The organism is Aeromonas sp. L_1B5_3, assembly GCF_963866575.1.
Classification (GTDB): domain Bacteria; phylum Pseudomonadota; class Gammaproteobacteria; order Enterobacterales; family Aeromonadaceae; genus Aeromonas; species Aeromonas jandaei.
In genome coordinates, this window is sequence record NZ_CAWMDN010000123.1 from 12,653 (window position 1) to 34,040 (window position 21,388).

Genomic DNA, 21,388 nt, shown 5'->3' on the forward strand with positions numbered 1-21,388 from the left:
GCGCGGGGAGTGCCCCGCGCCCTTTACTCCTTGCGCCACCGTTTGGCCAGTGACCGGGCCATGGCCAGTACCGTCTCTCTGGCGGGATTGGGCCGCTTGCCACCGCGCCAGGCCATCATGACGTCCCAGTGATCCTGAGGCAAATTGACCACATCGAGCTTGATCAGTCGTCCCATCTCCAGATCCCGCGCAATCGCCAGCTCCGGCATCAAGGTGATAAAGCCGTGCTCCAGCGCCAGTTCCCGCGCCGCACTGGCCGGTTGTATGCCGTGAATGGGGCTGGCAACTCGGCGGATCCGCCGCAACTGCTGAATGAAGGCATCACACCCCGGCCCCCACACCTGGGGGGCCAGCCGCTGATCGGCGATATCTTCCAACGTGAGGCCGTGGCAGCCTGCCAGGGGATGGAGCGGTGAGGCGATGGCGATGATGGGAGAGCAGCAGAGCAGCTCCATCTGCAGGCCGGAGACCGGCGGGCGTTTGAGCACAAAGCCGATATCCGCCTCCCCGGTCAGCAGCGCCTGCATGATGTCGCCCGAGTGATCCGTGGTGCAGCGGATCTCGAACGGCTCGTCCACCAGCTCCATCAACAGCGAGCCAAACACCACCGAGGTGAGCGAAGGAAGGCTGGAGAGACGGATACAGGGCAGTGCCGGTGCTCCCTGTAGTGCCAACCGTCCTTCACTCAGGGTGGCCAGCGCCGAGCGAGCGGCAGGGAGAAACTCCTCGCAGGCACGGGTCGGCGTCACACCGCGCCGATGACGCTGAAACAGCGGGGCACCGAGGCTCACCTCCAGCTGGGCAATCCGCTGGCTCACCAGTGGTTGTGACCAGCCGCGGATGGCTGCGGCCTGACTAAAACTGCCCAGCTCGGCCACATCCAGCAGCAGTTGCAGATCGTCCAGATCCATAGACATAAATAATCCTGATATGAAATATAGGTAGTTGTCGTCTACCACTATATCTAAACCCTCTCCAGAATGAAGTTATCTGTAAATGAGAGGGCGTTATGGTCGATAGGGCGAGGTTTTGGGGACGCTGGTTTCTGGCGCTGGATACCACACTGGTGATCCTGGGTTTCTTTGTGGTGATGCCAATGATCAGCCTGCGTTTCGTCGACCAGCTCGGCTGGGCCGCCGGTCTGGTAGGGCTGGCGCTCGGGCTGCGCCAGCTGACCCAGCAGGGGCTGGGAATTTTCGGCGGTTCGCTGGCCGACCGTTTCGGCGCCCGCCCGCTCATCGTCACCGGCATGCTGCTGCGGGCCATCGGCTTCGCTACGCTGGCCTGGGCCGACAGCGGCGCTATGCTGATCTTCTCCTGCTTCCTCTCCGGACTGGGCGGCTGCCTGTTTGACCCGCCCCGGGCCGCGCTGGTAATCAAGTTCACCCGTCCCCATGAACGGGGCCGTTTTATCTCCCTGCTGATGATGCTGGAGAGCGCAGGGGCCGTCACCGGCGCCCTGCTCGGCAGCTGGCTGCTGCGCTTTGACTTCACCTACGTCTGCCTGCTGGGTGCCGGGCTTTTCACGCTGGCGGCACTCTGCAACTGGACCCTGCTACCTGCCTATCGCCTCTCCATCAAGCCGACGCCGATGCGCCAGGGATTGGGCAAGGTGCTGGCGGATCGCGCCTTCTGCCGGCTGGTGCTGATCTTAAGCGGCTACTACATGCTCTGGGTACAGGTAATGCTGATCTTCCCCATTCTGGTCAAACAGCTATCCGGCAGCACCACCGCCGTGGGCTGGATGTACAGCCTGGAAACGGCGCTGTCACTGGCGCTGCTCTACCCCATCGCCCGTTTCAGCGAACGGCGCTATCGCCTCGAGAATCGCCTGCTGGCAGGCATTCTGATGATGACGGTGGGGATAGGTCTGGTCGCTTTCGTCAGCACCCTCTCCGGCCTCTTCGTGCTGCTGGCCTGCTTCTACCTCGGGATCATCATCTGCGAACCGGCCCGGGAGACCCTGATGACACGGCTGGCCAATCCGGCAGCCCGGGGCAGCTACATGGGTTTTAGCCGGCTCGGCCTCGCCGTCGGTGGCATGACCGGTTACGTGGGGGGTGGCTCGCTCTACGATTACGCGATGCAACAGGGCCAACCCGCCCTCCCCTGGCTGGTGCTGGGTACGGTGGGCGTGGCCACCATGCTGCTGCTTGCCCACTGCTTCTCCCGCCGTCCGGAACTGGCCGCCAGAGCCGCAGCCTGACGATCGTTACCCTGCGGCAGCCCCGGGGGCTGCCGCTATTGCTAGTCCGCCGGAACGATAAAAAAGTTGCGCATTACAACTTTTTGACTATTTTAGTTGTCAGGCACAACTAAACAGGAAATCCCGACATGGATCCCCGTCCCCTGCGCGCCCTGTCGCGCGATCTGGTTCGTGAACTTGGCATGCTCTCCCAGCACTGTGGCCAGCTGGCACTCACTCCCATCGAAGCACACCTGCTGATCGAGCTGGAGAGCGCACCGGCCACCAACCAGCAACTGGCCGAGAAACTGCGTATCGACAAATCCAATGCCAGCCGCCCGCTGGCCCGCCTGGCCGAACGCGACCTTATCAGCTGGCATCCCCACCCCTCCGATGGCCGCAGCAAGGAGGCCCGCCTCACAGCCGAAGGTCAGGCGATGCTGCTGACGCTGCATCGGGAGATGGATCACGCCATGGAGGAGATGCTGGCGCAGCTGAGCCAATCCGAGCGCGAACAGCTGTGGAGCGGCATGCTGCTCTACCGCAGCGCCCTCTCCCGCGCTCGCCGCCAGCAGGGCTACCATATTCGCCCTATCACAGAAGCAGACAATCCCCACATCGCGACCGTTATCCGCACCGTCTCGGCGGAGTACGGGCTCACCGCCGACAAGGGATATGGCGTCTCGGATCCCAATCTGGACAGGCTCTATCAAACCTATCAGGAGGAGGCGAGCCGCTACTGGGTCATCGAGGGGCCGGATGGTTCCATCCTCGGTGGCGGTGGCATAGCGCCGCTGGCTGGAGAAGAGGGAGTCTGCGAATTGCAGAAGATGTACTTCCTGCCCGCCCTGCGTGGTCTGGGTCTGGGCAAGCGGCTGGTGTTGCAGGCGCTGGACGAGGCGCGCGCCCTTGGCTATCGGCGCTGCTATCTGGAGACCACCGAAGTACTGCGCGAGGCGACCAGCCTCTACGAATCCCTCGGGTTTGAGCATCTGCCCGGCCCCCTTGGCTGCACCGGCCACGGGGATTGCGAAATCTGCATGCAGCTCGATCTGGAACAGAGAGGCGCATTATGAATGAGCCGACACGACACACCGTTGGCATTTGCGATGTCAGTTTCGGCGAGCGGGTGAAACTGGTTGAGCCCGTCAATCTCTACGGCTGTACTCTGGCGGACGATGTCTTTATCGGCCCCTTCGTGGAAGTGCAGGCCAACGTCACCATCGGCCGCGCAACCAGAGTCCAGTCGCACACCTTTATCTGCGAGCACGTCACCATAGGTGAAGGGTGCTTTATCGGTCACGGGGTGATGTTTGCCAACGATCTCTTCAAGCAGGGATCTCCCGATCCGGACTCGGCCCACTGGGGCCGAACCGTCATTGAGGATGAGGTCTGCATCGGTTCCAATGCCACCATTTTGCCGGTCCGCATCTGCCGGGGCGCCGTCATCGGTGCCGGAGCCGTGGTCACCCGGGATATAGAGATCCCCGGCACCTATGCCGGCAATCCGGCCCGTTTGCTGCGCACCTTTTGAGAGGCCACGCCAGACGACACCTTGGTACACCAATAAAAAGACCCCGCCGAAGCGGGGTCTTTTTTTATCGTGTCTGCCGGTCGGGCAAGCGCTTATCAGTGCTCGCGAGTCTGGCGGAACTCGACGTCCGGGTGACGCTCCTGGGCCAGGCGCAGGTTGACCATGGTCGGCGCGATGTAGGTGAGGTTGTCACCACCATCGAGGGCCAGGTTGACCTCGTTCTTGCGCTTGAACTCTTCGAACTTCTTGACGTCAGTCCCTTCCACCCAGCGGGCGGTGGAGACGTTGACCGCCTCGTAGATGGCCTCGACGTTGTACTCGCTCTTCAGACGAGAAACCACCACGTCGAACTGCAGCACACCGACCGCACCGACGATGAGATCGTTGCTGATCAGCGGACGGAACACCTGTACCGCGCCCTCTTCGGAGAGCTGGACCAGCCCCTTGAGCAGCTGCTTCTGCTTGAGCGGATCGCGCAGGCGGATGCGGCGGAACAGTTCCGGTGCAAAGTTCGGGATACCGGTGAACTTGAGATCTTCACCCTGAGTGAAGGTGTCGCCGATCTGGATGGTACCGTGGTTATGCAGACCTATGATGTCGCCGGCGAAAGCGTCTTCCGCCTGCTCACGGTCACCAGCCATAAAGGTCACGGCGTCGGAGATATTCACATCCTTGCCGATACGCACATGGCGCATCTTCATGCCCTTGCTGTAAGTGCCTGACACGATACGCATAAAGGCGATACGGTCGCGGTGTTTCGGATCCATGTTTGCCTGGATCTTGAACACGAAGCCGGAGAACTTCTCCTCGGTCGCCACCACTTCACGGCTCTCGGCCTTGCGCGGCATGGGCGCCGGCGCCCAGTCGGTCAGGCCATCCAGCATGTGGTCGACACCGAAGTTGCCAAGCGCAGTACCGAAGAAGACCGGGGTCATCTCGCCAGCGATAAAGGCATCGTGATCGAACTCGGGAGAGGCGCCCTGCACCAGCTCCAGCTCGTCACGCAGCTGCTGGGCCAGATCTTCGCCGACGGCGGCATCCAGATCCGGGTTGTTCAGCCCCTTGACCACCCGCTTCTCCTGGATGGTGTGGCCCTGACCGGTCTGATACAGATAGGTCTCATCCTTGTAGAGGTGGTAAACACCCTTGAAGGATTTGCCACAGCCGATGGGCCAGGTGATGGGGGCGCACATGATCTTCAGCTCGCGCTCCACCTCGTCCATCACTTCCATCGGATCGCGCACTTCGCGGTCCAGCTTGTTCATGAAGGTAAGGATGGGGGTATCACGCAGACGGGTCACTTCCATCAGCTTGCGAGTCCGGTCTTCAACACCCTTGGCGGCGTCGATGACCATCAGGCAGCAGTCGACCGCCGTCAGGGTACGGTAGGTATCTTCGGAGAAGTCCTCGTGACCCGGGGTGTCAAGCAGGTTGACCAGACAGTCGGCATAGGGGAACTGCATCACCGAGGTAGTAATGGAGATACCACGCTGCTTCTCCATCTCCATCCAGTCGGATTTGGCATGCTGGCCCGAGCCACGGCCCTTCACGGTACCGGCGCGCTGAATGGCCTGTCCGAACAGCAGGACTTTTTCAGTGATGGTGGTTTTACCCGCATCCGGGTGCGAAATGATCGCAAAAGTGCGTCTCTTGGAGACTTCACTCAGAAATTCAGCTGACATAATTCAACGTTCTTCTATTGGGCGGCGGCCTTGGCCACCGTGGGAGTAATTCCGGGATGCCGCATTGACTCACGGTCCGGCATGAATACGCAACGGGCCACTCGGGCAGACATAGGGTCTGTCGGTGGTGAGAGGAAGAGGGTTGCGTTACATGGGTCTTCTCGCCTGAGTCAAAGCAAAATTGCGCGACATTATACCCGCACGGGTGAAAAATACCCAGTCCGGCTTGGGGAATTCAGCAGCCGGATAATCCGCTCAGAGGATGGATGAGAATGCGGGCTAACTACTCTGCCCGCATCACCAGATTGCGTCCTGCCTGCTTGGCCCGATACATGGCGCCATCAGCACGCTTGATCAGGTCGCTCAATGTCTCGTCGAGGGAGCTCAACTCGGCACAACCGATACTGACATGGATGGCATGCCCTTCCGGTACGCCATCAACCTTCAGCAAAGAGATGTGATAACGGATCCGCTCCGCCACCTCGACAGCCTCATCAAGACCCGTGTCAGGCAGCAGCACCAGAAACTCCTCGCCACCGTTGCGTCCTATCCGATCGAGCGAGCGCAGCTGCCCTTCGGCACTGCTGGCGACCGCCACCAGCACGCTGTCGCCAACATGATGGCCCAGCTGGTCATTGACCTGTTTGAAGTGATCGATATCGAGCAGCAGCACGCTAAATGGCTTGCCACTGCTTCGCGACTGCTGAAAGGACTCCTCCCCCAGCTTCTGGATCTGGCGGCGGTTATGGATGCCGGTCAGTTCGTCGGTCATCGCCAGATGGTGCATCTTGCGGGAGCGGCGATACTGATAGAAGACAGCGATCCCCATCAGCACCAGCAGCAGCGAGACCACCAGATACTGCCAGTAGCGACGCTCGCGCAGTTGCTGGAGTTCGGCCTCCTGCAACAGCTGTTTGGTCTTGAGGGTCTGGTGGGCCAGCTCCTTGCGTGCCATGTCGAACTCGAAGCGCATCTGCAGGGTACGCTGTTCCATCAGCACCTTCTCGACCGCCGTGCGGGTTTTGACATAGAGCTTCAGATTGGCCAGCGCCTCTTTAATCTGCCCCTTCGACTCGAAGATCCGCGAACGCACCTCGTAGAGCCGGGTCAAAAAGCGCTGATTGTTCTCTTTGACGAAGATGGGCTCGGCTCTGGCAAGGCTGGCAAGCGCCTCGGATAGCTTGCCCTGCGTCTCCAGCACCATCCCCATCACCAGTCGCCAGTGCCCCTGGGTGACGCTGTCTATATCGCTACTACGGAGCAGAATCGCCTCGGCCTGCTGCAGCTTGGCCATGGCCTGATCGCCCTTGCCCTGATAGTGGAGGATGGTGGCCAGCTCAATCTGGCTCCAGGCTAGAAAGCCATCCTGCTGCTGTTTCCGGTAGAACTGCTCCGCCTGTTCCAGCAGCGGACGCGCCCGCGCATACTCCCCCATCTCGCTGTAGAGCACCCCCTGCTGGGAGATGATACTGATCTGGCGCTCCTCCTCCCCCTCTTTTTCGTACTCCTTCTCCAGCTCCTTGAAGTAGCCCTCTGCCCGCTCATAGAGCCCCATCCGGCGATAGGCATTGGCAATGTGACCCAACGTCTCCCGCGCCTTGCCATCCAGTCCCAGAGCTTCATAACCGCGGTGCGCCTCCATCAGCTCTTGCAGCCCTTCCGCCAGCTTGCCCTGATAGGCATACATGTCACCGCGCTGGCTGAGGATGTCCGCCTCCTGCAACCGATCCCCCAGATTGCGCGCCAGTTGCAGCGCCTGTTCGTAATCGGCCTTGGCCTGCTTCATATTGCCCAGCAGCTGCTGATGAAAGCCGCGGCAGGTGAGCAGGCCTGCCTCGGTGAGGCCATCCTTGCGCTCACGGGCTCGCAGCAGTGCCTTGTCGGCAAACTCCACCACCCGGCGATATTCGCCATCCCGCTCGGCTGGCATGGCCCAGCACTGGAGGCGCATGATGCGCCCCTGTATCTCGGGCGGGTAGACATCATAGTTGGCGGCAAGAGCGGCCACCCGCAGCCGGTAGATGCGCTCTGGGTGGCTCCCCTCCTCCAGCTGTTGCAGCTCTCGGGAGAGTTTTGGCTCGGCAAGCGGCTCTCTGGCAGCCCATACAGAGCTACTGCAAAGCGCGGTCAGCAAGAGCAGGGCGAGGAAACGTATCATGCGGGGTCACTTCTCCAGTCAGAGAACACAGCCATTGTGCAGCACATCATAACTGCTCATCCCACAACGTACAGCAACCACAGACAGGAACCAAACAACGCGCCATATCAATCAGCTAAAGGCAGCCTCAAGTGGATTATGACTTGGCAAGGCGACGGCTCAGTGCTGTTGCCAGCGGCGCAGCAAGCGGCCGCGCAGGCCGCAATCGAGCAGCCAGCTGTTGTCGAACACCCGCAGCAGCGCCTGCTTGGCGTGACGGGACATGGCCACCGCATGAAAACGGGTCTGGCGCTGACGATAGCGGTTCATCTGATCGAGCAGGGCGTGGGGCAAGCTCTGGGCGATAAAATCGGAGATGACCAGCACGTCCGCCTTGGCAAAGGCGGGATCATCGAGCTTGGCCAGTGCCTTCTCGAGGCAAGGCACCAGATCGGTACCGCCGTGAAAACTCATGGAGAGGAAGCGCTCCGCCTTCTCCAGTCCGGTATCGGCGGTGATCTCGAGGGTCGCCACCTCGGTGGAGAAGAGCATCAGATAGCAACCGCGCTTCTCGTCCATCGCCACCCGCAGCAGGGCCAGAAACAGCGCCTTGGCGCACTCTTCCGGATATCCGCCCATGGAACCGGAGGTATCGACGCAGACGATAAAGGGGCCGCGCTGTTGCAGCTGCTTGCCCCCCTGCTCCGGGGTGCGCAGCATAATACGCTGGCGCGGCAGGGTACCCCGCGATTGATAGCTAAGCAGGCGTCGCTCCAGATAGCGGCGGTAGAACTCCAGCTCCAGTTCGGGCAAGCCCAGCATCACCGCCTCGCTTGGCAGCAGCCGCATCAGGTCGCTCGCCTGATGAATGCCCACCAGATCGTCGGGCACATCGTCGCTGGGTGCCGGTTCCAGCTCCAGCACCTCGACCGGCGGCACCGGCTGCTCTTGCGCCCGCCGATCCCGCTCGCTGCGCCCGAGCAGACCGGCAATCTCCGCCAGCAGCGGCTCGCGCTGCAACATCCGGGCGTACTGCTTGACCAGCACCAGACTGCGCTTGTGCCAGCTCCCCTGCGCCAGATCCCACAGACCACCGGCGGAGATCTTGTTGGGGTCGAGGGCATCGGCCAGGGTACGGCTCGCCAGCAGCTGATCTTCAATCTCCTGACGCTGCTTCTCCCGCTCCGCCTCGGCTATCTGCTGCTGTAGCTGCAGCAGGCTACCCACCAGACTGGCGCGCCACTTGTCAATAAAGAGCTGGCACAACCCCTCGGTGGGGTGAGCCATCAGCTGGCGCACCAAGGATCGCGCCTCGCCGGCAAAGGGGCTGTACTGCTCCAGCGACTCCAGCAGGCTTGGCAGACGGCCAACCAGCTCGGTCATCGGCAGTTGTCGATGGGCCTGATAGAGCAGATACTCCTGCTCCAGCGCCACCGGCACCGGTTTGTGGCGGATCTCTTCGCCCAGCTGCTCGCCCCAGCTCTGCAGGCGCTTTTTCAGCAACTTGCCCTGCAGCGGGGAGCGCCTGATGAACTCGGAGATCTTGGGGGAAGCGGCCAGCAACAGCGCCACCTCGCCCGCCAGCTCCCCCTCGCCCATCAGCAGTCCCAGATCCAGCATGCCGATCTCAAGCATGATCTGCCCCTTAGCCGTCCAGTCGCGGTAACCGCTCGCGCCACTGCGCCAATTCACTGCGCAGCAGCTCGAGATCCCGTCCCAGCACGAAGAAGCTGTCTTCCACCTGCTGCAGCCAGCGCGAGGCGATAAAGAGGTGCTGCTGATGACGTTCAAACAGGCTGCGCTGCTGCTTGAGATCCTGCTGCACCTTGCCGGTCTGGCTCTGCAATTCGTCGAGCGCCTGCAACCAGGGCTCCAGCACCACCTCGGGAATGGCGCTGCGCTCCACCAGCACCAGCGGGATCTGCTGACGCTGGATATCGAGCACCTGCAGCCGCAGTTCGTCGTCGAGCACCAGTTCGTAGTGCCCCTCTTTCGGGTTGCCGAGCGGATGGCCGACCAGCGCCTCGCCGGTAGGGCGCCAGTGAGAGAGCAGAGTGCGATCAAACATCAGGGTATCAGTCAGCCGCTCGGGATCGCTGCCATCCAGCGGTGCTGGCGTGAGCAGATGGAAGTGCACCAGCTTGCCAAAGGGTCTGGCATTGGCGAGCGGGATCTCGATACCCCGGGCGCGGCGGCCAAACCACTGCTTGCGCTGCCGCGCCTTGCAGCTGAGGCGCTGGGCCACGCTCTGTTTGAGCTGCTTGAACTGGTCGCGCAGGGCCAGCAGCTGGCGGGTCATCACCAGTTGCTGATAGCCATAGAGGCGGGAGAACTCGGTCATCATCTCCAGCAGGGCGGTGCGGGACTCCTCGTCATGCCAGAGGCAATCCTTGAACAGCAGCAAATCGAGAGGGGCCACCTCGTCGCGACCATTGAAGAACGCGCTCGCCTTGATGAGCCGTACCGCCTTCTTCCAGCGCCGATCCGACACATAGCAGCGGTGCGCCAGCTGGCTGTCGAGCTGCTGACGCAGTTGATAGATAAGCTCGAAGCAGGCATCCGGCAGCCGTACCTGTTCAATCTCGCCCTGCCACTGTTCGTACTCGTCGCCGCGGATCTGCAACGAAGCTGGCAGGTTGTGGTGCGAGTGACCATCGCTGGCCAGCATCGCCTGAAAGTTGGACTTCTCCTGCACCCGATCCATCCAGATCCGCACCAGCATCCGGTCATAGAGCGCTTCCAGCCCGCTGTCCGGCGCTGGCAGCTCGTTGGAGGCGGTTACCAGCAGCCGCATCGGAATGGGGTGCTGGCTGTCGCCGTTGCGAAACTGCCGCTCGTTGATGGCGGTGAGCAGGGTGTTGAGGATGGCGGGGCCCGCCTTCCAGATCTCGTCGAGGAACACCACCTCGGCCTCGGGCAGGTAGCCGGCGGTGAGGCGCAGATATTTGCCATCCTCCTTCAGAGCCTGAATGGAGAGGGGGCCGAACACCTCCTCCGGCGTACTGAAGCGGGTCATCAGGTATTCGAAGTGGCGGGCCTCAAAGAACGCCAGCTTGAGGCGGCGGGCAATCAGGCTCTTGGCGATGCCGGGCGGGCCCAGCAGAAACACGCTCTCGCCACTGAGCGCTGCCAGCAAACCGAGGCGCAGGGCATCCTGCCGTTCATAGAGCCCCTCCCCCAGAGCGGCCAGCAGGCGAGGCAGGCGCTCCTGAATGGGAATGGCACGCGCAGAGTTCGTGGCTTGAGCTAAAGGCGACATAGAGACAATTCCAGGCTGGGATGATGATAAGCCCAAGGGGTGAGGGTCACCTGTTCGTCCTTGGGGTTTCTCTTGTTATGATATTTATCTGGTCTTATTTCGCCAGAATACCCGACTCTGGCAGGAAAAAAACCGGATAACCCCCGCAGAGGGCAGCAAAGGGTGCAGAGCAACCCGTTCGCGTGTACCCTGCCGGCACGATTTTCCCCAATGCAGCCAAGAGAGTGACTCACCCATGATAGACCCCGTACGTCAAAGCATGCTGGCCCGCATGGGCATTCAGAGCTGGCAGCTGCGTCGTCCGGCCATGCTGGGTGTCGCCCCTGCCGAAGAGGCTGAAGTAGCCAGTACGGAATCGCCGCAAGAGGCTATCCCACAGGCCCCTCGCCCTGCCGGCAAGCTCTGGCTGCTGGCTCAGGCACTGCCTGCCGCGACACTGATGGAGGATATCTGCCAGCTGCTCGCCATCAGAACCGATGAGGTCACGCTGCTGAGCACGCCCCCGGAGGCGCACTGGCTGCAACAAGAGCCGTCACCGCTGCTCTGGCTGACCGAGGCCGATTCCCGCTGGCCCGATGCCCTCGTCTGCCCGCTCGTCCCCGGCAGTGCCGAAAAGCGGGCACTGTGGCAACAGTTGCAGCCACATCTCGCCGCCCGGACAGCCTGACCCAATCCCATGCCCGTCGCTGCGGGCTTTGACGTTATCCCACGGAGCCACCATGCCTGAGTTTCGCCCCCTGCTCGAAGCCGACTTCGACCTCGTCTATCCCGTTGAACAGGCCGCCCACAAGGAGCCATGGAGTCAGGCCAACCTGCTCTCCTGCTTTGGCCCCCGCTACCTCAACACCCTGATGCTGGTCGATGGCAAGCCGGCGGGCTTCTATATCTCGGATCTGGTGGCGGGTGACAGCTCGCTGATGAACATCTGCGTCCACCCCGCTTTTCAGGGCAAGGGGCTGGGCCGGGCGCTGCTGCAACATTATCTCGCGCACAGCAAGCAGAGCGGGGCACAGGCCTGGTTCCTCGAGGTGCGCGCCGGTAACCAGACCGCCATCAATCTCTACGAGAGCGCCGGTTTTGCCGAGTATTGCCGCCGCGCCGACTACTACGGCACCGGCCAGGATCGGGAAGACGCTGTGTTGATGTCGCGCCTGTTCGACTTCAGCTGATCCCGGCAATCGCGCCCCACCGACATAGTGACTGAACGAGGAGGGAACCCAGCCCTCCTCTCACCTCCCCCCATTTCCCGCTCCCCTTCGCTTGCCCACTCCCCTTGCCTACCGAGCTTCTACCCCTAACGTCGGATCCGGTCTCAACCAAGCCGCTCGCACTGTGCAGAAGATGGGCTATTTGCCCTCTTTGTGATCCAGAACAAACGGCGAACACTTGTAAGCTGTAATATTGGAGTTTAAACTCTAGCCCGCTTTTTAGTGCCCTCGTGGGCGTACAACTGTAACGAAAGGATGTTTGATTGATGCCGAAGCTTCATCTGGTTCAATTGATGCGCGAGCGTATTGCCCGGCTTGGCAACAAGGCTGCCCTGCGCGTTCAGCAGGATGGTCAATGGCGTGCCATCGGCTGGCGCACTCTGGGTCAGGCCATGGACTACTGTGCCCAGGCCCTGATCCGCGCCGGACACCAGCCCACCGAAATGGTCGGCATCTATTCGCGCAACATGCCGGAGTGGACCCAGGCCGATCTCGGCATCCTCGCCGCGCGCGGCGTCAGCGTCCCCATCTACCCTACCAGCACCCTCGAGCAGCTGCGCTATATCGTGCGCGATGCCAACATCGGCCTGCTGTTTGTCGGCGAGCAGCCCCAGTTCGATCAGGCACTGCAACTGATTGAAAGCGGCGAGATCCGCCAGCTCGTCGCCCTCGACGGCAGCGTCAACCTGCGCGGCTGCCCGCAAGCGAGCCACTTTCAGGAGTTTCTGGTCTCCGGCAACCATCAGCCCAGCGAGCAGGAGCTGCGTGTACGGGAGAGCCAGTACCGGATGGACGATCTGCTGACCCTGATCTACACCTCCGGCACCACCGGCGAGCCCAAAGGGGTGATGCTCGATTTCGCCAACATCGCCGCCTGTTTCGAGATGCACAACAGCCGCCTCGATCTGAACGAGCAGGATGTGTCGCTCTGCATGCTGCCGCTCAGCCACGTGTTCGAGCGCGCCTGGAGCTACTACGTGCTCTATTGCGGCGCCGAGAACGTCTACATCCGCGATCCGCAGAAGGTGATGGATGTGATTGGCGACGTGCAGCCGACCGTGATGTGCGCCGTGCCGCGCCTCTACGAGAAGGCCTACGCCATGATCCAGGCCCGGGTTGCCCAAGCTCCGCGCCTGCGTCAGGCCCTGTTTGGCTGGGCCACCCGCGTTGGCAAGCAGATGGTCGCCACCCGTCAGGCTGGCAAGTCCGCCTCTCCCCTGCTCTACGGCCAGCTCTGGCTCGCCGAGCGGCTGGTGTTTCGCAAGCTGCGCGCCCGCTTTGGCGGTCGTACCCGCTTCCTGCCGGTAGCCGGTGCCCGTCTCGCCGACGATGTGAACCTCTTCTTCCAGGCGATGGGGCTCAACCTCAAGTACGGCTACGGCATGACCGAAACCACAGCCACCGTCTGCTGCTACGAAGATCAGCATTTCAAGCTGGGTTCCATCGGCACTGTGTTGAACGGTATCGAAGTGAAGCTGGGTGAGAACAACGAACTGCTGGTGCGCTCCCCCACCGTGATGCGCGGCTACTACAACAAGCCGGAAGCGACCGCCGAGGTGATGACCGAAGATGGCTTCCTGCGCACCGGTGATGCCGCCGAGCTCGACAGCGAAGGCAACATCTACTTCACCGAGCGCCTCAAGGAGCTGATGAAGACCTCCAACGGCAAGTACGTGGCGCCACAACTGGTCGAGGGAACCATCGGCAAAGATCGCTTCATCGAGCAGATCGCCATCGTCGCCGATGCTCGCCACTTCGTCTCGGCGCTGATCGTGCCCTGCTTCGAGTCGCTGGAGGAGTACGCTCGCTCCATCAACCTGCAGTACCAGTGCAAGACCGAACTGCTGCGCCACTCCCGGGTAGTGGAGTTCTTCGAATCACGCATCGCCGATCTGCAAAAAGAGCTGGCCAAGTTCGAGCAGGTGAAGAAGTTCACCCTGCTGCCGAGCGCCTTCTCCATGGAGCTGGGTGAACTCACCCCCACCATGAAGCTGCGCCGCAAGATCATCGAAGCCAAGTACCAGAGCGAAATCGAGGCGATGTATAACCACGTCTGATACCGCTCGGGTTTCCGGAAACAAAAAAGCCGCTCATCGAGCGGCTTTTTTATTGGTCTGCCGTCAGGCAGTGGTCTTGCTGGTCCCGAAGTAGTCGGCCAGGAAGTCGTCGAACGACACGCTGTCGCTGCGCTCGCGCTCCCGCTGCTTGGCCAGCGAATCCTTCGCCTCACCGGTAAAGTAGGACTCATCCCAGTACTGCAGCTCCCCAGCCAGCAGCTCCTCGCGATAACGGGTCGCCAGCTTGTCGCCGTAGCAGCCGTTGTCCTTGCCGCTCTCCAGCAGCTCCTTGAGCATGCGGGCGGAGTAGGTCAGCTCGGGGTTGAGCAGCTTCTCGCGATGCATCGCCAGCGTCTCGCGATAGCGGTTGCGGCCGCAACAGCGATCCAGCAGTTCGGCCACCTGAGCCAGCTCGTCGAACAGCTTGAGGCCGTACTCTTTGAGGCCAATAGCATTGCCCTGCTCATCTTCAAGCATCAGGCCGGGGCGACGCCCCTCCAGCACCACCTTGCTCTGGTTGCGGCGATTGCGGGCAATCTCCTCCTCGTTCAGCACCGGAGAGGGGCGCAGCAGACACCAGACCAGGAACAGGTCGAAGAAGCGGATTTGATCGGCGTCGATCCCCAGCGGCGTGAAGGGGTTGACGTCAACGGTACGCAGCTCGATGTACTCGATGCCGCGCTGCTCCAGCGCATCCGACGGCTTCTCGCCGCTACGCGGGGTGCGCTTGGGCCGGATCGGGGCATACAGCTCGTTCTCCAGCTGCAGCACGTTGTCGTTGAGCTGGCGATACTCCCCATTCACCTTGACCCCGATCTTGGCGAACTCGGGATCATGAGTATTGATGGCGCGGCGCAGACTGCTGACATAGGCCGGCAGATTGTCGTGGCTGATCTTGAGCCCCGCCTGGGAGCTGTTGGTATAGCCCAGATCGGAGAGACGCAGCGCGGTGGCGTAAGGCAGATAGAGGGTGCCCTTGCCAGTCTTCTCGAACGGCAGGTTGCTCTTGCGCCCTTTGAGGAAAGATTCGCAGATGGCCGGCGAGGCGCCGAACAGGTAGGGCACCAGCCAGCCGAAGCGGTAGACGTTGCGAATAAGCCCCATGTACTTGTCGGAGATAAAGCGCTGGCTGCAGCACCCTTCGCACACCAGATCCTGCCACTCGCTCCAGAAGCTGTCGGGCATGGAGAAGTTGAAGTGCACCCCGGCGATCACCTGCATCAGGCTGCCGTAGCGATTCTTCAACCCCTGCCGGTAGAGAGTCTTCATTTTGCCGATGTTGGAGCTGCCGTATTGGGCCAGCCGGATGCTCTCCTCACCGCCGACGAAGCAGGGCATGGAGAGCGGCCAGATCCGCTCGTCACCCAGATGACGCATCACATGGTGATGGATGTCACCCAGTTGCTCCATCAGGCTGTCGAGGGAGTCGGTAGCCGGGGTGATGAACTCCAGCAGGCTCTCCGAGTAGTCGGTGGTAATGTTGGGATGGGTCAGGGCCGAGCCCAGCGACCGGGGATGGTCACTCTGGGCGAGTCGGCCATCCGGCGTGATGCGCAGACATTCACGCTCGATCCCGCGCCGGATCCCCTTGAGAGCAGTCAATCGCTCGGGAGATCCCAGCGCAGTCAGCAACTCGGTGAGTGACAAGCTTGTTGTAGTCATATTCACGGCTCATGTGAGGCCGCCCCATCCGGGGCGGCTCTTGATTTTTATAAAGCGTCAGTTACGGCAACTGCAGCGGATAGATGGGAAGATGAAGCTCCTTCAGGGGTTTTTCAAGCTTTTGCTTGTCTCCCACCACCACGATCACCATGTCAGCCGGATTGAGCCAGCGGGCAGCACTCGCCTTGAGCGTCTCGGCCGACACCGTCTTGATCAGGTTGTTCTGGGCCTGCACATAGTCCGGTTTCAGGCCATACATCACCATCTGCAGCAGGAAGCCCGCCTTCTGGCCCAAGGTCTCGTAAGAGAGGGCATCCTGCTGGGAAACGGCGCTACGCATATAGGCCAGCTCGACCGGGGTCGGGCCGCTCTTGCGGTAGTTGTCCATCTCCTTGAGGAACTGGCGAATGGCATCTACGGTCGCATCGGTACGCACATTGGCGCCGGTGGCAAAGGTACCCACCTCGCGGTTGGCGGAGAAGCCGGAGCTGGCACCGTAGGTGTAGCCCTTGTCTTCGCGCAGGTTGAGGTTGATGCGGCTGTTGAAGTTGCCACCCAGATTGAAGTTCATCAGCCCGGCGGTGAAGTAGTCACCCGTGGTATCAAACGGCATGGCACGGCGGCCGATGCGGATCACCGACTGGGGCGCCCCCGGTTTGTCCACCAGATAGATGCCCGGCTTGGCCTGCTTGCCTTTGAGTTTGAGATCCCCCAGAGCCGGCGTCGCCCCTTTCCAGTCGCTCAGGAAGCCGAGCTGCTCTTCGATCAGCTTCTGGCTCACATCGCCCGCCACCACAACCTTGCCATTGGAGGGGTTGTAGTAGGCCTGATAGTAGTGCTTCACATCCGCCAGCGTCAGCTTGGCCACATCGGCAGGTACCCCGTCGGAGGGTTGGCCGAGGCGGTTGTTCTTGCCATAGACCAGCTCGCGGAATGCCTGTCCCGCCAGCCATTCAGGCTGCTGCTGGGCCTGTTGCATCCCCTGCAGCATTTGCGCCTTGACCCGCTCGAAGTCCGCCTCCCGCATACCGGGGCGCTCGAACACTTCGCGCACCAGCGCCAGCGTCTGTGGCAACTTGTCGGCCAGCGAGCTGATGGTGATCAGCGTGTTGTACTGGGCACTGGAGACATCGATGCTTGAGCCCAGCTTTTGCAGCTCGTCGCTGAGCTGCCCCTCGGTCAGGCGTACCGACCCCTGCCCCATCATGGCTGCGGTCAGATTGGCCAGCCCCAGCTGCCCCTTCTCCTCGGCCCGGATTCCGCCCGGCAGGGCGATCATGATGGAAACCGCCGGGATTTCGTCACTTCGGGTGCCGATGATCTCGATGTTCTTGTCGAGTTTGCCGTGCCAGATGGCGGGCACCTTGACGCTCACCGCATCGGCCGCCTTGGGCTGTACGCTGCGATCGAAACTGTCTTTTACCGGTCGCTCGGCCAGCGCCTGATCATGCTTGCTGTAGTCCGGCAGCTCGCGTTTGGCCGGAGTGAAATTCGGGGTAGCGACCTGCCACTCGGCCTTGCCTTTGGGCACCACGCTCAGCACCACCGCCGGCTTGTTGGCAATGAACTGGTCGTAAGCAGTTTTGACCTGCTCCGGCGTCACCTTGCCGATGGCGTCGAGGGTCTTGAAGACGTAGTTGGGATCCTGGGCAAACACCTGACCCATGGCGAGCTGGCTCACCTTGCCGGAGACGCTGTCGAGCCCCCAGATGGCCGAGGCGCGATAGCTGTTGATCGCCTTCTCCAGATCCTCCGGCTTGAGGCCGCGCTGGGCGAACTCGCCGATCACCTTGTCCACCTCCGCCTTGAGGGTCTTGAGGCTGCCATCCACCGCCGGGTTGGGGTAGGCGTAGACGGTCAGAGTGCAGGCCAGCTCTTCGCAGTAGTGCGAGGCACCCGCATCGATCGCCTTGCCGGTCTTGACCAGCGACTGGTAGAGCATGGAGCTGGCGGAGCCGCCGAGCACGTCGGCGAACATGTCGAGTGCCGGCTCCTGCGGATCACCCAGTGACACGGTCGGATAGCTTATATAGAGCAGCGGCAGGTGCACCTTGTCCTGCAGCGTCACGTAGCGGGTCTCGGGCAGGGTAACCGGTTTTGGCGTCGGCTCGGCCACTTCCGGGCCACGCGGGATGGAGCCAAAGTACTTCTCGATCCAGTCGAGGGCCTGCTTGGTATCAAAATCGCCGCCCAGGGTCAGAGTCGCGTTGTTGGGGCCATACCAGCGCAGGAAGAACTGCTTGAGGTCGTTGACGTCAACCCGGTCGAGATCCTCCACATAGCCGATGGGCTGCCAGGAGTAGGGGTGAGTGCGCGGATAGAGCGCCTCGCCCACCTTCTCGCTCACCAGACCGTAGGGCTGGTTGTCGATACGCTGGGCCCGCTCGTTCTTGACGGTGGCGCGCTGGATCTCGAACTTCTTCTGGCTCACCGCATCGAGCAGGAAGCCCATCCGGTCGGCCTCCAGCCAGAGCACCTTCTCCAGCTGGTTGGCCGGCACGGTTTCGTAGTAGTTGGTACGATCCTTGTTGGTGGTGCCGTTCATGTCACCACCGGCTTCGTTGATGATCCGCATATGCTCCTGATCACCGACGTGCTTGGAGCCCTGGAACATCATGTGCTCGAAGAAGTGGGCAAAACCGGACTTGCCGACCGTCTCGCGTGACGACCCGACGTGATAGGTGACGTCGAGATGCACCAGCGGATCGGATTTGTCGGGCGCCAGAATGACGGTCAGGCCGTTGTCCAGCTTGTACATCTGATAAGGGATGGCGAGCTTGCCCTCCTCCTTGACCTGCTCGGAGACCAGAGTCGGAGCCGCCAGCACGGGCAGGGTGAAGCCCAGCAGAATGGTTAAAGGTATGACTTTGTTCACGGTAACCTCGTGAGTGACAAAAAGGGCTAGAAGATCTGACTGGCCAGTAGAAATACCAGAGCGTAACGCAACAATTTGCCGAGCCCTATCAGGACAAGAGAGCGCCAGAAGGAGAGGCGCAGCCAGCCGGCCAGCAGACAGAGTCCATCACCGACCACAGGCGTCCAGGCAAGCAGCAGACACCAGTGGCCATGTTGTTTGAGCCAGCCGAGGGCTTTTTGTTCCCCACGGCCTTGAAAATCTTCCGGTTTTTTCTTGAAGGTGGCGAGCCAGCCAAGCCACCAGGTGGTCATGGAGCCAAGGGTGTTGCCCAGCGTCGCCCACAGCAGCAGGCTCGCCATGCTCCACTCCCCTTTGGCCGCCATGGCCCCCAGCAGCACTTCCGAGCTGCCGGGCAACAGAGTGGCTGAGGTAAAGGCGCTCAAAAAGAGCCACCCCAGCCCCATCTCCATCATCCCGCTCATGCAGGATAACCGTCGGCGGCGGGCATGCGCAGCAGCAGCTTGCCACGTACATGGCCCCCTTCGATGCGCTGATGGGCCAGCGCCCCCTCGCTCAGGGCAAATTCACCGGCGATGGCAATCTTTACTTCGCCCTGACGCAGCAGCATCAACATCTGGCTCAACTGCTTCTGGTCGGGGTGCACCAGCATACCAACCACCTCGATACCGGCAGCCGCGCCAGCATCCTTGATAAGCTGGGCAGTGATGGTGGGCACAGTCACCAGCCGGCCACCCGGCTTGACGCATGCCAGCGCCACCTTGCCGCTCTCGCCACCCACCAGATCCAGCACCAGATCGAACTGGCCATCGGCGATCGCCTCGGCGAACCATTCGGCCTGATGGTAATCCACCATCCGATTCGCCCCGAGACTATGGAGGAAGCTGTGGTTGTCGCCGCTCGCCGTGGCTACCACGTGAGCACCATAAGCAGCGGCAAACTGCACCGCCAGATGACCGACACCGCCAGCACCGGCCAGAACCAGCACTCGCTGCCCCGCCTTAAGGGCGCCATGTTCGAACAATCCCTGCCAGGCGGTGAGTCCCGCCAGCGGCAGCGCCGCCCCCTGCTGGAGGCTCACCCCGTCAAGCTTGACCAGCTCGTGCTCGTTCGCCACCACGGATTCAGCGTAACCACCGGCAGCAAGGGGAAAACCGACCATGCCGCACACCAGATCGCCCTCGGCCAGCGAGGCTACACCGGGACCCACTCGCTCCACCACGCCAGCCACGTCATAACCGGGCGTCCAGGGCAGCTTGTCCTTGTTCTGAGCAGCAGCCCAGCCAAGACCGGCCCGGGTCTTGGCATCGATGGGGTTGACCCCCGCAAAGCAGATGCGCACCCGTACTTCGCCATCGGCAGGCACCTTGTCGAGAGAGGAGTTGAGCTTGAGTACCGAGGGGTCGCCGAATGCGGTAATCTGTAGTTGCGTCATTGCACAAGCCATCCTGTTGATGCATCGAGGGTCAACAGAATAACAGCGAGGAGACCATGGCTCGAATGTTTCTTATTCCTCTGTTGCTGGCGCTGGGGTGGTGGGCATTCCTGCTCTACTTCCGCATCCCGCTCAAACAGGGGGCCAAGGGGTTTTACTGGATCATCGGCATCGGTGGCGGACTGGCCGCCTTCCTCAGCCTGATGATGGTGCTGACCAACTGAATCAGATACGAAAAAGGCCACCTCATCGGTGGCCTTTTTGTCGCTGTCGTTACTGCACCGGCTGCGAATTGAGGTAGTAGTGACGATTGCTCCCCTGCCCCAGTACCCCCTGCGACAGCAGATGGTGGAACACCCGATCCACCTCCTCCAGCGAGAGTGACAGCGCCTGTGCCACCGAGCGCTTGCTGCACTTGAGCTCACCGCTCTCCAGCGCGCCGCGCACCTGTGCCAGCACCTCGGGTGCAGGCTCCGGCGGCAGCATGGGCTCGAGCTGGGCTGCCTGAGCCAGCGCCTCCTGCTCCTCGGCACGGGCGCGAGCCTGCTGCCAGCGCCACATCCGGCGAAAACGGCTCTCCTCACCGATCAGGCTGACGAAGAAGGCACCGAACACGTCTAGCAGCACCGAGAGGAAACAGACCAGCAGAAACTGCACCTGGCTGATGCTCATCCCGACCCCGTCCGCCAGACTGCTCATCAGCCCCAGCATGGAGGATTGCTCGTTGACCGGCTTGGCATCGCGCTGCTGACGCAGCTCATCCTGCTGCAAGCGCAGCTTGGTGTTGGCGTGCTGCAACGAGGATACACCGCTGGAGATGCGCTCCAACTCGATATATTTGCGGGCCGCCTCTTCGTTTAGCTGGATCTGCCGCTCGATGCTGGCGATCTGTTCGTCAAAACGGGAGATCTCCCGTTCATGGCGCGCCTGCTGGCTCAGCACCGTATTGGTAGCGCTATTGATACCGCCGATACTGCCACCGATGGAGATAGCCGCCAGCACGCTGTAGAACAGCAACGACCAGAAGGCACCACTCAGATCCCGGCGCGCCTTGCGCTCGCCGTACTCGTACCAGACGTAGAACTTGCCCAGCTCGAAAATGATCGCCAGACCGCCAAACAGCCACTTCATCAGCGGGTTGTCATCGATGGAGAGAAACAGCAGCAGGGAGAAGATGATGGAGGCCAGAATGGCCAGTCCGGTAAAACTGTATACCGTGGTGAGCGCGAACCATCCCTTGGGATAGCGCAGCGCGGAAGCGTCCTGTGTGGTCATGGTGAAACTGTGGTGCAGTGCAGGAAAAGTTGGCTGCCGATTATAGTCGGCAGAGCCGTTCAGAGAAGGGCAAACACCT

The 21,388-nt window shown here is 61.6% G+C and carries 17 protein-coding genes; 7 read left to right on the forward strand and 10 right to left on the reverse strand.

Annotated features, from left to right (window positions below; all coding sequences use genetic code 11):
- Positions 1 to 23 precede the first annotated feature (23 nt).
- Positions 24 to 917 (reverse strand): LysR family transcriptional regulator, encoded by an 894-nt coding sequence (locus AACR93_RS14680; protein ID WP_041209135.1) that lies wholly within the window; start codon positions 915 to 917, stop codon positions 24 to 26.
- A 92-nt stretch (positions 918 to 1,009) separates the two neighbouring features.
- Between AACR93_RS14680 and mdtH the strand changes: the two genes are divergently transcribed.
- From mdtH to AACR93_RS14695, 3 genes are all read left to right on the forward strand, one after another.
- A complete protein-coding gene (mdtH, locus tag AACR93_RS14685) occupies positions 1,010 to 2,206 on the forward strand; it encodes a multidrug efflux MFS transporter MdtH (protein WP_043851147.1) in 1,197 nt (398 codons plus the stop codon).
- Positions 2,207 to 2,334: 128 nt separating this feature from the next.
- Positions 2,335 to 3,261 (forward strand): bifunctional helix-turn-helix transcriptional regulator/GNAT family N-acetyltransferase, encoded by a 927-nt coding sequence (locus AACR93_RS14690; RefSeq protein WP_082044124.1) that lies wholly within the window; start codon positions 2,335 to 2,337, stop codon positions 3,259 to 3,261.
- Positions 3,258 to 3,719 carry an acyltransferase gene (locus tag AACR93_RS14695; RefSeq protein WP_043851148.1) on the forward strand — a complete coding sequence of 154 codons (462 nt, stop codon included), beginning with the start codon at positions 3,258 to 3,260 and terminating at the stop codon, positions 3,717 to 3,719. Before AACR93_RS14690 ends, AACR93_RS14695 begins: the two co-directional genes overlap by 4 nt.
- 95 nt (positions 3,720 to 3,814) lie before the next feature.
- Here the strand turns inward: AACR93_RS14695 and prfC are convergent, their stop codons facing one another.
- The 4 genes from prfC to AACR93_RS14715 all read right to left on the reverse strand — a co-directional run bounded on the left by prfC (position 3,815) and on the right by AACR93_RS14715 (position 10,797).
- On the reverse strand, positions 3,815 to 5,404 hold the full coding sequence (gene prfC, locus AACR93_RS14700) for a peptide chain release factor 3 (RefSeq protein WP_156152975.1): 1,590 nt from the start codon (positions 5,402 to 5,404) through the stop codon (positions 3,815 to 3,817).
- A 280-nt stretch (positions 5,405 to 5,684) separates the two neighbouring features.
- Complete coding sequence (locus AACR93_RS14705) at positions 5,685 to 7,559, reverse strand: tetratricopeptide repeat-containing diguanylate cyclase (RefSeq protein WP_043851150.1); 1,875 nt, start codon at positions 7,557 to 7,559, stop codon at positions 5,685 to 5,687.
- Between the two features lie 159 nt (positions 7,560 to 7,718).
- Entirely contained in the window at positions 7,719 to 9,173 is a 1,455-nt protein-coding gene (gene viaA / locus AACR93_RS14710; RefSeq protein ID WP_043851151.1) for an ATPase RavA stimulator ViaA, read from the reverse strand.
- Positions 9,174 to 9,183: 10 nt separating this feature from the next.
- Positions 9,184 to 10,797, reverse strand: coding sequence for an ATPase RavA domain-containing protein (locus AACR93_RS14715; protein ID WP_043851152.1), 1,614 nt, complete (start codon positions 10,795 to 10,797; stop codon positions 9,184 to 9,186).
- 235 nt (positions 10,798 to 11,032) lie between these two features.
- On the opposite strand from AACR93_RS14715, the gene AACR93_RS14720 reads away from it, so the two are divergent.
- The 3 genes from AACR93_RS14720 to AACR93_RS14730 all read left to right on the forward strand — a co-directional run bounded on the left by AACR93_RS14720 (position 11,033) and on the right by AACR93_RS14730 (position 14,062).
- Positions 11,033 to 11,464 (forward strand): DNA polymerase III subunit psi, encoded by a 432-nt coding sequence (locus AACR93_RS14720; RefSeq protein WP_043851153.1) that lies wholly within the window; start codon positions 11,033 to 11,035, stop codon positions 11,462 to 11,464.
- A gap of 52 nt (positions 11,465 to 11,516) precedes the next feature.
- Complete coding sequence (gene rimI / locus AACR93_RS14725; protein WP_043851154.1) at positions 11,517 to 11,966, forward strand: ribosomal protein S18-alanine N-acetyltransferase; 450 nt, start codon at positions 11,517 to 11,519, stop codon at positions 11,964 to 11,966.
- Positions 11,967 to 12,271: 305 nt separating this feature from the next.
- Positions 12,272 to 14,062 carry an AMP-dependent synthetase/ligase gene (locus tag AACR93_RS14730; protein WP_043851155.1) on the forward strand — a complete coding sequence of 597 codons (1,791 nt, stop codon included), beginning with the start codon at positions 12,272 to 12,274 and terminating at the stop codon, positions 14,060 to 14,062.
- Between the two features lie 63 nt (positions 14,063 to 14,125).
- Here the strand turns inward: AACR93_RS14730 and gshA are convergent, their stop codons facing one another.
- The 4 genes from gshA to AACR93_RS14750 form a co-directional block, all read right to left on the reverse strand.
- Positions 14,126 to 15,724 (reverse strand): glutamate--cysteine ligase, encoded by a 1,599-nt coding sequence (gshA, locus tag AACR93_RS14735; RefSeq protein WP_043851156.1) that lies wholly within the window; start codon positions 15,722 to 15,724, stop codon positions 14,126 to 14,128.
- A gap of 61 nt (positions 15,725 to 15,785) precedes the next feature.
- The gene (locus AACR93_RS14740; protein WP_043851157.1) at positions 15,786 to 18,599 is read right to left on the reverse strand and encodes a M16 family metallopeptidase; all 2,814 of its coding nucleotides are present in this window, start codon (positions 18,597 to 18,599) and stop codon (positions 15,786 to 15,788) included.
- Between the two features lie 26 nt (positions 18,600 to 18,625).
- Positions 18,626 to 19,063, reverse strand: coding sequence for a YqaA family protein (locus AACR93_RS14745; RefSeq protein ID WP_033112967.1), 438 nt, complete (start codon positions 19,061 to 19,063; stop codon positions 18,626 to 18,628).
- Positions 19,060 to 20,034, reverse strand: a complete 975-nt coding sequence (locus AACR93_RS14750) for an NADP-dependent oxidoreductase (RefSeq protein WP_052497079.1) — start codon at positions 20,032 to 20,034, stop codon at positions 19,060 to 19,062. The genes AACR93_RS14745 and AACR93_RS14750 overlap by 4 nt, the downstream gene beginning before the upstream one ends.
- A 56-nt stretch (positions 20,035 to 20,090) precedes the next feature.
- Between AACR93_RS14750 and AACR93_RS14755 the strand changes: the two genes are divergently transcribed.
- A complete protein-coding gene (locus tag AACR93_RS14755) occupies positions 20,091 to 20,258 on the forward strand; it encodes a hypothetical protein (protein WP_162516863.1) in 168 nt (55 codons plus the stop codon).
- A 49-nt stretch (positions 20,259 to 20,307) separates the two neighbouring features.
- Here AACR93_RS14755 and AACR93_RS14760 read toward each other — a convergent pair whose 3' ends face one another.
- Complete coding sequence (locus tag AACR93_RS14760; protein ID WP_043851159.1) at positions 20,308 to 21,309, reverse strand: hypothetical protein; 1,002 nt, start codon at positions 21,307 to 21,309, stop codon at positions 20,308 to 20,310.
- Positions 21,310 to 21,388 lie beyond the last annotated feature (79 nt).